Below are 10516 nucleotides of genomic sequence, written 5' to 3'. Positions count from 1 at the left end.
GTTCGACTTGCATGTGTTAAGCACGCCGCCAGCGTTCATCCTGAGCCAGGATCAAACTCTCTGATAAAATGTTTGATTCGATCACTCAAGACAACCGTTTGGCTATCTCTCGTTTTTACTGCTTTTGGTTCGTTCGAACCGTTCTTAAAAATGTAAAGAAATTTTCGAGAATCGTATGTGTTTCACTGTTTAGTTATCAAGGTTTGTTGTTCTTTTGAACAGCTTGCTCATTTTATCTCATCCAAAACTGTTTGTCAAGAACTTTTTTAATTTTTTTCGAAGTTTTCAACTTCTCAAAAAATTAAAGCGGAGAAGGAGGGATTTGAACCCTCGCGCCGCGTTAACGACCTACTCCCTTTCCAGGGGAGCCCCTTCGGCCAGCTTGGGTACTTCTCCAAATTGCCCTACTTACTAAGTAGTTCTGATATTTATCTCTATCGCTCTCAGCGACAGGTGATATTATATCTCGTATCTTTTATGTTGTCAAGTACTTTTTTAACTTTTTTCAAAAGTTTTTTTATTATGTATTTGACTAGCGGAGAGAGTGGGATTCGAACCCACGCGCCCTTGCGGACAAACGGTTTTCAAGACCGCCTCGTTATGACCACTTCGATATCTCTCCATATGTTGTTTTTCAACATTTTTTGTGCTGTTTTGTCAGCGCATGTTGTATTCTATCATCAAATATCTTACCTGTCAATAACAAATTTGATATTTTTTTCAAAAAATTGGACATATAGCTTCAATTTCCGCTATATGCCCATATTTACAGGGATTTTTCCTCTGTTCTATTCTCTGTTTTCTCTCAAAAATGCCTCTGCAATGACAAGATCTTCCGGTGTTGTAATCTTGATATTACGATAGGAACCTTCCGAAAAGCGGATTTTCACCCCGGTCTCATGTTCTGCTACCATGGCATCATCTGTAATCCCGGTCATTTCTTTCTTAAGGATGCTGGTATATGCGTCGTAGATCAGCGGATACCGAAAGATCTGTGGAGTCTGAACGATCCATACACTGCTGCGATCCGGAGTTTCACTGACATTTCCCTCCGCATCTGCAATCTTAACCGTGTCTTTGGAGGGCATGCCAACAACACTGGCACCTGTCTGTGCTGCTGCCATAAGTCCTCTTTCGATGATCCCATTATCAATAAACGGTCTGGCACCGTCATGGATCAGTACGTATTCCGTGTCTTTGCACGCACGAAGTCCTTCATAAACGGAATCATACCGCTCTTTTCCACCGGATACTACGGCAGAAACTTTTGTAAAACCGTATTTTTCCACGATTTCTTCTCTGCACCAGGAAACATGCTCCTCCCCTGTCACCAGAATGATATCCCGGATCAGCGGACTTTCCTGAAAACAGCGCAGAGAATAACAGAGCACCGGCATTCCGTTAAGCTCCATAAACTGCTTCTGTATTTTGCTGTGCATACGCTTTCCCTGCCCTGCAGCCAGGACAATGGCTGTATTTCTGCACTCTCCCATGATCAATTACCCCGGATTCTTTTATCGTTCGCCAAGTTTCAGGTTCGGAACTGCATTCAGGTCCCAGCTATGGCGTGTTCCCTTGATATACTCATAATAAGCAGCCACTCCGATCATTGCCGCATTATCTGTGCAGAAGATCGGTGACGGGCGGTAAAATTTGTATCCACGGTCTGTGCATGCCTTTTCCATGGCAGCGCGAAGTGCTCCATTGGAGGCAACACCTCCTGCAATAGCAATTTTTTTCATGCCAAAATCAGCTGCCGCCTGCATGGTATGTTCTACCAACACATCAACAACCGCTTTCTGGAAGGATGCCGCGATATCCGCACGGTTTACTTCCTCGCCTTTCATTTTTGCACCGTTTAAGTAATTAAGAACTGCAGATTTCACGCCGCTGAAGCTGAAATCATATGGATTTTCGCCGATTTTTGCACGTGGAAACTCAATGGCATCCGGATTTCCCTCTTTTGCAAGCTTGTCGATCTTCGGTCCTCCCGGATATCCAAGGCCAATAGCACGGGCAACTTTATCAAAAGCTTCTCCCGCCGCATCGTCTCTGGTACGTCCCAGAATCTCAAACTGACCGTAATCCTTCACAATGACAAGATGGGTGTGTCCACCGGATACAATGGCACAGAGAAATGGCGGTTCCAGATCCGGATGCTCAATATAATTGGCGGAAACATGTCCTTCTATATGATGCACACCTACCAGGGGCAGATTTCTTGCATAGGCAATGGCCTTGGCTTCTGCCACGCCTACAAGAAGCGCGCCCACAAGCCCCGGCCCGTAAGTTACACCGATAGCATCAATATCATCCAGGGTGACATTTGCCTCGTCCAGCGCTTCCTGAATGACCTGATTGATTCTTTCGATATGGTTTCTGGAGGCGATTTCCGGTACAACGCCTCCGTACAGTTTATGGATCTCGATCTGTGATGAGATCACGTTTGATAAGACAGTCCTTCCGTTTTTTACAACGGAGGCTGCCGTTTCATCACAGGAGCTCTCAATACCAAGAATTAATGTATCTTTCATTTTTTTCAGTCCTCTTCAAAATTCAGTTCCACACTTTTACCGTCTTTTCCCGGCCATGCCTTCGGAAAGATCTCACGGACTGTATCCATGTAATCGTCCGGACGTACCAGAGACGGGCTGTAATGGGTCAGCCACATTTCCCCTACTCCCGCATCCCGGGCAAGGGTAGCCGCTTCACGAAACGTCATATGCTTGTAGCCTTTTGCCTTTTCGATCTTGTCATCTTCACCGTACATTCCCTCGCAGATAAAAAGATCGGAGTCTTTTGCATTGCGCAAAATGGACTCTGTTGGTCTGGTATCTGTGGTGTAGGTAAGCTTGATCCCTTTTCTCGGCGGACCAAGTACCATATCCGGTGTGTAGATCCGTCCTTCATCTTCCACGGTCTGGCCTTTCTGCAGGGGATTCCAGAATTTCAGCGGAATCTCATGCTCTCTGGCACTGTCGGGAGAAAATTTCCCCTGACGCAGGATCTCCAGGGTATACCCGTAGCATGTAACATTATGGTTTACCCGGAATGCAGTGATCCGGTAACCATTCAGTTCCAGAACCTCCTCCGGTTTCGTGATCTCGATAAATTTAATTTCAAAAGGCAGTTCCGGAGCGATCACACGCAGCGCGTTTACCACACGTTCCAGGCCTCTTGGTCCTACCAGTGTCAGGGGTTCTGTGCGGTCCGCATTTCCCATGGTCAGAAGAAGTCCCGGAAGTCCGCTGATATGATCCCCGTGATAGTGGGTAAAACAGATCACGTCTATAGGCTTGAAGCTCCAGCCCTTTTCTTTAATGGCCACCTGGGTACCTTCCCCGCAGTCGATCATCAGGCTGCTGCCATTATAGCGGGTCATCAGCGCGGTAAGCCATCTGCGTGGCAGCGGCATCATTCCTCCGCAGCCAAGTAAACAAACATCTAACATATTTTTCCTCTTTTCCTGTTCTGTGGCAAAGTTTCTTAAGATGCAGTGCGTGTCATAAGGACAGCATCTTCTGTGGGATCTGTATAGTACGCCTTACGCAGTCCGTCTCTCACAAAGCCCTGCCGCTCATAAAGCCGAATCGCCGTCTCATTTCCCGCGCGGACTTCCAGATGGATCATGGTGATCCCCCTTTCTTCTGCCAGACGGATCATGCTTTCCATAAGGAAATTTCCAATTCCCTCTCTCTGGCGGTCTCTGCGGACAGCAACATTGGTCACATCCCCCTCGTCCAGCACAGTAAGAAGGCCGCAATACCCAAGGATCCGGCCTTTTTCTTCCACAACAAGAAACATTGCATTCTCTTTCATAAGAAATGTCAGAAATCCTTCTTTTGTCCAGGAAACAGAAAAAAGTTCCTCTTCGATCTCCATGACCTGATCCAGGTCATCCACCAGCATCTCTCTTAAGATCATGCTTTTTCCCCTTCTGATTCTTTTTTCAGCCTCTGGGCACGCTCCCGCTCTGCCTGTGATACACGGAGATAGTCCGGTTTGTGCTCAGCTGCAGTCTCTGTTCTGCCCTCTTTATAATAAAGGATGCCAAGTGCACCTACCGCTCCGGCTCTCTGTCTGGAAAGATGAGACGGTGCAAAAGAAAATGGTACCTCAAGCTTATCTGCAATAATATCTTTAAATACCGGAACCCCATCTCCCAGGAATGTCACGGTTTCTCCCATCTCATTCAGCATGGAAAGAAGTTCCTCGATTCCCACTGCCATCTGATCTTTTACAGTCACAAGTCTGTGGTCTTCATAATGGTAGATTCCCGTATAAACCTGTTTTCTTCTGGCATCCATGATCGGGCAGATCAGCCCATTTACATCATAGAGATTGTATGCCAGCGCTTCCACGGTGGGAATCCCTACCAGTGGTTTGTCAAGAGCAAGTCCCAGTCCCTTGGCTGTGGCAGAGCCGATACGAAGTCCGGTAAAAGATCCCGGGCCTTTGGCTACCGCAATGGCGTCAATGGTCTTAAGATCCAGCTCTGTCATCTTCACGATCTCATCCAGCATGGGAAGAAGGGTCTGTGAATGTGTTTTTTTATAATTAACCGTATATTCCGCTACCAGTGTATCATCCTCCACAACGGCTACCGATGCCACGATCCCGGAACTGTCCAGTGCCAAAACTCTCATTCTGCCTCTTCCCCTCTCTCCTCAATGGTGATCTTTCTGTACTCAAAACCCTTCTCAAGGTCTTTCTCAATGGTAACTTCAATCCTTTTTTCCGGGAGGATCTCCTCAATGAGTTCTGCCCATTCGATGAGGCAGATTCCCTGTCCGAAAAAATAATCATCGTATCCGATCTCCTCCATTTCTTCCAGATCTCCGATACGATATACATCAAAATGATAAAATGGCAGACGCCCGTCCTCATATTCCTGGATAATGGTAAATGTGGGGCTGTTTACAGGTTCTGTGATTCCAAGACCTGCTGCCACGCCCTGTGTAAATACGGTTTTTCCAACTCCCAGGTCGCCTGTCAGTGTATAGATCTGTCCCGGTTTCGCATTCATTCCGATCTTTCTTCCGACCTCGAATGTCTCCTCCGGATCATGCGTTTCTATGATCATATTTTCCACCTTTTTCTTGCACAATTATTCTTTGCATATTATAATAGAGCGAACAGCGAAATACAATACTTTTTAAAAAGGAGTGCGAAAACTATGGCAAATCCTATCGTTACCATCACAATGGATAATGGCGATGTAATGAAAGCGGAATTATATCCGGAAGTTGCCCCGAACACAGTAAATAACTTCATCAGCCTTGTAAAAAAAGGCTTTTATGACGGCCTGATCTTCCACCGTGTTATCAACGGTTTCATGATCCAGGGCGGATGCCCGGACGGAACCGGTATGGGCGGTCCGGGATACAGCATCAAAGGCGAGTTCTCCCAGAACCGTTTCAAAAATGACCTGAAGCATACACCAGGTGTTCTCTCCATGGCAAGAGCCATGCATCCGGACTCTGCCGGAAGCCAGTTCTTTATCATGCACAAGGCAGCTCCACATCTTGACGGAAGCTACGCTGCATTCGGTCAGATCATCGAGGGCATGGATGTTGTAAATGCTATCGCAGAGACAGACACAGATTACAGCGACCGTCCTCTTGACGAGCAGAAGATCAAATCCATGACTGTTGATACCTTTGGTGTGGATTATCCGGAACCGGAGAAATGCTGATAAGCAAAATTTTCTGAAATAAAGGAATTATTTAAAAAAACATGAAAAAGCCCCGTGAAAGACAGACTGTAACGAAAACATCTGCCGTTTCCCGGGGTATTTTTTTGCCAGAAACCTGTCCTGGGCTGCTCTGTTTATTCCGACACTGTTTACGCCATAAAACAGGCATTCCGCTTTTTTCGACACTCTTTTTCCTTTATTTTTCGAAGGTTTTCACTTCTCCGTTTACTTTTGCAAAATACAGCTCTGCATCTTTCTCAAGTCCGGCTCTTCCGTTGGTTCCCTCTGTGATGGCTTTTTTCACCTCTTCGATCTGGTCATCCGGCACAATAAGCTTCAGGACAACCTTGTCGGTATATTCGGAATCCAGGATTGGCAGGCTTCTTTCTCCCGCAATATACTGGATCTTACCGATTCCTGTATAATCGGTCGTCACCTGAAGCGATATCCCATGATGTTTCTCGATCACGGTACTTGCTGCAAGTCCGGCCTGGACAGCTCCTGAGTAGGCACGTACAAGTCCTCCGGTTCCAAGAAGAACACCACCAAAATATCTGGTCACCACGATGGCTGCATTATAGATCCCGGCGCCCAGAAGCACATCCAGCATGGGTCTTCCTGCTGTTCCGGATGGTTCTCCGTCATCACTGCAGCGTGTGGCCTCCCGGTTCATTCCTACGGAATATACATAGCAGTTATGACGGGCATCCCAGTATTTCTTTTTCATTTCTTCAATAAAAGCAAGGGCCTCTTCTTCGGTTTCCACAGGACGGACCGTTGCGATAAAACGGGATTTCTTTTCCACAAGTTCGCCTTCGCCGCCTTCGTATATGGTTTTATAATGTTCCAGCATGGTTTACGCCTCCGTTGTCTATCACATTTCCAGATATTGCCACATCAGATTCCGCTTCTGCTATCTTGTCCGCGGGAATTTCCTCATCTGATGTTCTCTCTGTTTTCTGCAGAGTTTTCTTTATTGTATAATAATTATCTCCATTGCACAATGTATAAGATATCATGAATTGTGAAATTTTTTTTAAGGGTTTATTTAACATTCTATATTTGCTATAATGAAACGGATTATAAAGGAGGAATAACATGAACTACGGAAAAAGATCCACTTCCAAGAAGCGGAACGCTCTGATCTCCCGTACTTCCATGCTGGAAAAAAGAGCACATGTTTCGTTTATCCGGGTTTTATTTACAGCTCTGATTGCGGTCTGCGTCATGGTTATCTGCCTTGGTATCGGCTCCTTCCGGGGCGTGATCGCCGGTGCACCTGATGTCAACGATGTGGATATTTCACCTCTCGGATATGCAACCTTCCTGTATGATGACCAGGGAACACAGATCCGACAGCTTTCAGCACCTACATCCAACCGTCTTCCGGTCTCTCTGGACCAGATCCCGGTCAGTCTGCAGCATGCAGTGGTAGCCATTGAGGATGAACGTTTTTATGAACATAACGGTATTGATGTCCGGGGTATCGCACGTGCCGGAATGAAGGCGATCACCACCGGTAATTTTTCCGAGGGTGCCAGTACCATCACACAGCAGCTTCTGAAGAATAATGTTTTCACAGACTGGACCAACGAGTCCACACAGCTGGAACGTTTCACACGTAAGTTTCAGGAGCAGTACCTGGCTGTACAGGTTGAAAAGAAATACGATAAATCTGTAATTCTCGAAAATTACCTGAATACCATCAACCTTGGTGCAGGTTCCTACGGCGTACAGGCAGCTTCCAAGAAATATTTCAATAAAGATGTATGGGATCTGAATCTTTCTGAATGTGCAACCCTTGCAGGTATCACTCAGAATCCTACCAAATTCAATCCGATCACCAACCCGAAAGCAAATTCCAAGAGACGTAAGGAAGTTCTGGATCACATGCTAGATCAGAACTATATCTCACAGGATGAATATAACGAAGCACTGAACGATGATGTTTATACCCGTATTCAGGCTGCACAGATGGAAAATACAGAAGAAGAAAGCACCGTTTACACATACTTTGAAGACGAGGTTACCAATCAGGTCATCAGCGACCTTATGAATATCAAAGGTTACACCAAAACTCAGGCAACCAATCTTCTCTACAGTGGCGGTCTGAAGATCATGACAACCCTGGATTCCAGTATTCAGAAGATCCTGGATGAAGAGTACGCGGATCCGGATAATTATCCGGCTGATGTACAGTATGAGCTGGACTACGCACTGACCGTTCAGGATGCAGACGGAAACCAGAAAAATTACAGCAAGGAAATGCTGCAGCTCTATTTCCGTGATCAGGATCCGGAATTCGATCTTCTCTTCGATTCTCCGGAAGAAGGCCAGCAGTATGTTGATCAGTACAAGGCCAGCATCCTGGCTGACGGAAGTACCGTGGTTTCCGAGCGCGTAAACTTTGCACCACAACCGCAGTCTTCCATGTCTGTCATCGATCAGCATACCGGTTATGTAAAAGCCCTGATCGGTGGCCGTGGTGAAAAAACAGCCAGCCTGACACTGAACCGTGCCACAGATACAACCAGACAGCCTGGTTCTACCTTTAAGATTGTATCCACCTATGCTCCGGCTCTGAACGAAAAAGGTGATACACTGGCTACCACATTTATGGATGAACCATATGAATATCCGGACGGCTCTCCGGTTAACAATGCCACACGAAGCTATGGCGGCGAGACCACGATCCGTAAGGCAATCCAGAATTCCATCAATGTTGTTGCAGTCAAATGCCTGGAACAGGTTACTCCTGCTCTTGGTCTTAAATATCTGGATGATTTCGGATTTACAACTCTGGCACATGGAACTGAGGCAGATAAAGATGCCAACGGAAATATATGGAGTGATGCCAATCTGGCAACAGCACTTGGCGGAATTACCAATGGTGTCAAAAATGTTGAACTCTGTGCCGCATATGCAGCGATCGCCAATGGCGGAAATTATATTAAACCAATTTACTATACACAGATCCTTGACCATGACGGAAATGTCCTGATCGAAAACACTTCTGTTTCCAGATCTGTGATCAAAGACAGCACCGCTTACCTGCTTACCAGCGCTATGGAGGATGTTGTAAAGAAGGGTACCGGTACTGCCTGCCAGCTTGATAATATGACTGTTGCAGGAAAAACAGGTACTACCGAAGATTATAATGACCTCTGGTTCGTTGGTTACACACCATACTACACATGTGCTGTATGGTCCGGTTATGACAACAACGAGAAAATCCCTGAGGATGCCCGTAATTTCCACAAGAATCTCTGGAAAAAAGTTATGAACCGTATCCATGAAGGCCTGGATGACAAAGATTTCGATATGCCTTCCAGTGTGGAAAAAGCCAGCGTCTGCTCAGAGACAGGACTTCTCCCTCGTGCCGGTTGTCCGACCATAACAGAATATTTTGATATTTCCAGTCTTCCAACAGAATACTGTGACAAGCACTTCTACGGAAGCAGTGATTACAGTGAAAATGATTATAGTTACAGTGAAGACACTGATGCAGACACAGATTCCGCCGCTGCCGCTATTCCGACTGCTGCACCGGACGGAACTGACAGTACTGCCGGCGGTGACAGTACCGATAATACCGGTGATAATTCCGGTGGCGACAATACCGATAATACCGGTGATAATTCCGGTGGTGACAACACCGATAACACCGGTGATAATTCCGGTGGTGACAACACAGGCGGTGATGACGGCAGCGGCGATAACACCGGCGGTGATGACGGTGGCGGTGATGACGGTGGAGACACCGGAGGTGATACTGGCAGCGATGGCGATCCTGTAGAATACTATTGATCAATCATTATAACGTAAAAAAGTGGACTCCCGAATATGGGAATCCACTTTTTTTATCTTATTTTTCTGATCAGAGTACCATCTTGGCTGCGCCGTAAATTCCGGCATCATTTCCCAAGGTTGCGATCACGATCTGTGTATCTTTACAGGATGCAAATGCATACTTTCTGTAATATTTCTGAATACAGTCAACAAGCGGCTGACCCGCTTTGGAAACGCCACCGCCGATAACGATGGTTTCCGGATCTGTCACACAGGAAATGATCGCAAGGGCACCGCCAAGCTGCTCTCCAACTTTTTTCATGGTTGCAGCTGCTACCGGATCATTCTCCTTGAATGCATCCAGAACTGCTTTTGCTGAAATATTCTCCATATCTCTGAGCACACTTTTCTCTTCGGAAGCTGCAAGCTCTTTTTTTGCCATACGTACAATTCCGGTTGCGGAGGCAAACTGCTCCAGACAGCCCCTGTTTCCACAGTTGCAGGATTCTGTCTCGTGATGATCCACATTGGCATGTCCGATCTCTCCGCCAGCGCCGTGATGGCCTGTTACGATCTTACCATCAACAATGATTCCACCGCCAACACCCGTTCCCAGTGTAACCATGATCACATCGGAGGAACCTGCTGCCGCACCTTTCCACGCTTCGCCAAGAGCAGCCACATTGGCATCATTGCCAGCTTTTGCATGAAGTCCTGTCAGTTCCTCCATTTCTCCTGCAACATTCTTGTAACCCCAGTAAAGGTTTACCGCCCGATCTACCTCACCTTTGGAGTTTACCGGTCCAGGAACGCCGATTCCAACACCTTCTACGTCGTCTTTGGAAATGCCTTTCTCTTCGATCTTGGCATTTACGGCTGCTGCCACATCCGGAAGGATCTGATCTCCGTTATTCTCCTTGCGGGTCGGAATCTCCCATTTCTCAACAAGAGTTCCGTCTGTGCGGAAAAGTCCGCATTTTACAGTTGTTCCACCTACATCAATTCCAAAACAATATGTTCCCATTTCCTATC

11 protein-coding genes, 2 tRNA genes and 1 rRNA gene are annotated in these 10516 nt (G+C 46.6%); 2 read left to right on the top strand and 12 right to left on the bottom strand.

Features of this window, described 5'->3' with window-relative positions:
- The 9 genes from GPK81_RS01380 to tsaE form a co-directional block, all read right to left on the bottom strand.
- Positions 1-67 (bottom strand): 16S ribosomal RNA (locus tag GPK81_RS01380); the annotation flags it as partial.
- Positions 68-307: 240 nt separating this feature from the next.
- A tRNA-Ser gene (locus GPK81_RS01375) sits at positions 308-396 on the bottom strand.
- Between the two features lie 140 nt (positions 397-536).
- Positions 537-622: transfer RNA gene (locus GPK81_RS01370), tRNA-Ser, on the bottom strand.
- A 166-nt stretch (positions 623-788) separates the two neighbouring features.
- Positions 789-1493: a 2-C-methyl-D-erythritol 4-phosphate cytidylyltransferase gene (gene ispD / locus GPK81_RS01365; RefSeq protein ID WP_021976176.1), complete on the bottom strand. Its 705-nt coding sequence runs from the start codon at positions 1491-1493 to the stop codon at positions 789-791.
- Positions 1494-1514: 21 nt separating this feature from the next.
- A complete protein-coding gene (tsaD, locus tag GPK81_RS01360) occupies positions 1515-2534 on the bottom strand; it encodes a tRNA (adenosine(37)-N6)-threonylcarbamoyltransferase complex transferase subunit TsaD (protein WP_021976175.1) in 1020 nt (339 codons plus the stop codon).
- Between the two features lie 5 nt (positions 2535-2539).
- Positions 2540-3451, bottom strand: coding sequence for a ribonuclease Z (locus GPK81_RS01355; RefSeq protein ID WP_021976174.1), 912 nt, complete (start codon positions 3449-3451; stop codon positions 2540-2542).
- A gap of 35 nt (positions 3452-3486) precedes the next feature.
- On the bottom strand, positions 3487-3924 hold the full coding sequence (gene rimI, locus GPK81_RS01350) for a ribosomal protein S18-alanine N-acetyltransferase (protein WP_215706389.1): 438 nt from the start codon (positions 3922-3924) through the stop codon (positions 3487-3489).
- Entirely contained in the window at positions 3921-4646 is a 726-nt protein-coding gene (gene tsaB, locus GPK81_RS01345) for a tRNA (adenosine(37)-N6)-threonylcarbamoyltransferase complex dimerization subunit type 1 TsaB (protein ID WP_215706388.1), read from the bottom strand. The genes rimI and tsaB overlap by 4 nt, the downstream gene beginning before the upstream one ends.
- Entirely contained in the window at positions 4643-5083 is a 441-nt protein-coding gene (tsaE, locus tag GPK81_RS01340; RefSeq protein WP_021976171.1) for a tRNA (adenosine(37)-N6)-threonylcarbamoyltransferase complex ATPase subunit type 1 TsaE, read from the bottom strand. The genes tsaB and tsaE overlap by 4 nt, the downstream gene beginning before the upstream one ends.
- A 93-nt stretch (positions 5084-5176) precedes the next feature.
- On the opposite strand from tsaE, the gene GPK81_RS01335 reads away from it, so the two are divergent.
- The gene (locus GPK81_RS01335; protein WP_021976170.1) at positions 5177-5695 is read left to right on the top strand and encodes a peptidylprolyl isomerase; all 519 of its coding nucleotides are present in this window, start codon (positions 5177-5179) and stop codon (positions 5693-5695) included.
- A gap of 196 nt (positions 5696-5891) precedes the next feature.
- Here the strand turns inward: GPK81_RS01335 and GPK81_RS01330 are convergent, their stop codons facing one another.
- Together GPK81_RS01330 and GPK81_RS01325 are read right to left on the bottom strand one after the other, a co-directional pair.
- Positions 5892-6548, bottom strand: coding sequence for a YigZ family protein (locus tag GPK81_RS01330; RefSeq protein ID WP_021976169.1), 657 nt, complete (start codon positions 6546-6548; stop codon positions 5892-5894).
- Positions 6532-6750 (bottom strand): hypothetical protein, encoded by a 219-nt coding sequence (locus GPK81_RS01325; protein ID WP_173763211.1) that lies wholly within the window; start codon positions 6748-6750, stop codon positions 6532-6534. The genes GPK81_RS01330 and GPK81_RS01325 overlap by 17 nt, the downstream gene beginning before the upstream one ends.
- Positions 6751-6793: 43 nt before the next feature.
- On the opposite strand from GPK81_RS01325, the gene GPK81_RS01320 reads away from it, so the two are divergent.
- Positions 6794-9502, top strand: a complete 2709-nt coding sequence (locus GPK81_RS01320; protein WP_021976168.1) for a transglycosylase domain-containing protein — start codon at positions 6794-6796, stop codon at positions 9500-9502.
- 70 nt (positions 9503-9572) lie between these two features.
- On the opposite strand, the gene GPK81_RS01315 is transcribed toward GPK81_RS01320, so the two are convergent.
- On the bottom strand, positions 9573-10508 hold the full coding sequence (locus GPK81_RS01315; RefSeq protein ID WP_215706387.1) for an ROK family glucokinase: 936 nt from the start codon (positions 10506-10508) through the stop codon (positions 9573-9575).
- Positions 10509-10516: the final 8 nt, after the last annotated feature.

It is taken from the genome of Blautia sp. MCC283 (assembly GCF_018785565.1).
Taxonomy (GTDB): domain Bacteria; phylum Bacillota; class Clostridia; order Lachnospirales; family Lachnospiraceae; genus Blautia_A.
This window is presented reverse-complemented; position numbering and strand designations above follow the sequence as displayed.

Bases quoted from the DNA above. Each gene is read 5' to 3' on its own strand.
- ispD (WP_021976176.1), bottom strand. From the start codon at position 1,493: ATGGGAGAGTGCAGAAATACAGCCATTGTCCTGGCTGCAGGGCAGGGA.
- tsaD (WP_021976175.1), bottom strand. From the start codon at position 2,534: ATGAAAGATACATTAATTCTTGGTATTGAGAGCTCCTGTGATGAAACG.
- GPK81_RS01355 (WP_021976174.1), bottom strand. From the start codon at position 3,451: ATGTTAGATGTTTGTTTACTTGGCTGCGGAGGAATGATGCCGCTGCCA.
- rimI (WP_215706389.1), bottom strand. From the start codon at position 3,924: ATGATCTTAAGAGAGATGCTGGTGGATGACCTGGATCAGGTCATGGAG.
- tsaB (WP_215706388.1), bottom strand. From the start codon at position 4,646: ATGAGAGTTTTGGCACTGGACAGTTCCGGGATCGTGGCATCGGTAGCC.
- tsaE (WP_021976171.1), bottom strand. From the start codon at position 5,083: ATGATCATAGAAACGCATGATCCGGAGGAGACATTCGAGGTCGGAAGA.
- GPK81_RS01335 (WP_021976170.1), top strand. From the start codon at position 5,177: ATGGCAAATCCTATCGTTACCATCACAATGGATAATGGCGATGTAATG.
- GPK81_RS01330 (WP_021976169.1), bottom strand. From the start codon at position 6,548: ATGCTGGAACATTATAAAACCATATACGAAGGCGGCGAAGGCGAACTT.
- GPK81_RS01325 (WP_173763211.1), bottom strand. From the start codon at position 6,750: ATGTTAAATAAACCCTTAAAAAAAATTTCACAATTCATGATATCTTAT.
- GPK81_RS01320 (WP_021976168.1), top strand. From the start codon at position 6,794: ATGAACTACGGAAAAAGATCCACTTCCAAGAAGCGGAACGCTCTGATC.
- GPK81_RS01315 (WP_215706387.1), bottom strand. From the start codon at position 10,508: ATGGGAACATATTGTTTTGGAATTGATGTAGGTGGAACAACTGTAAAA.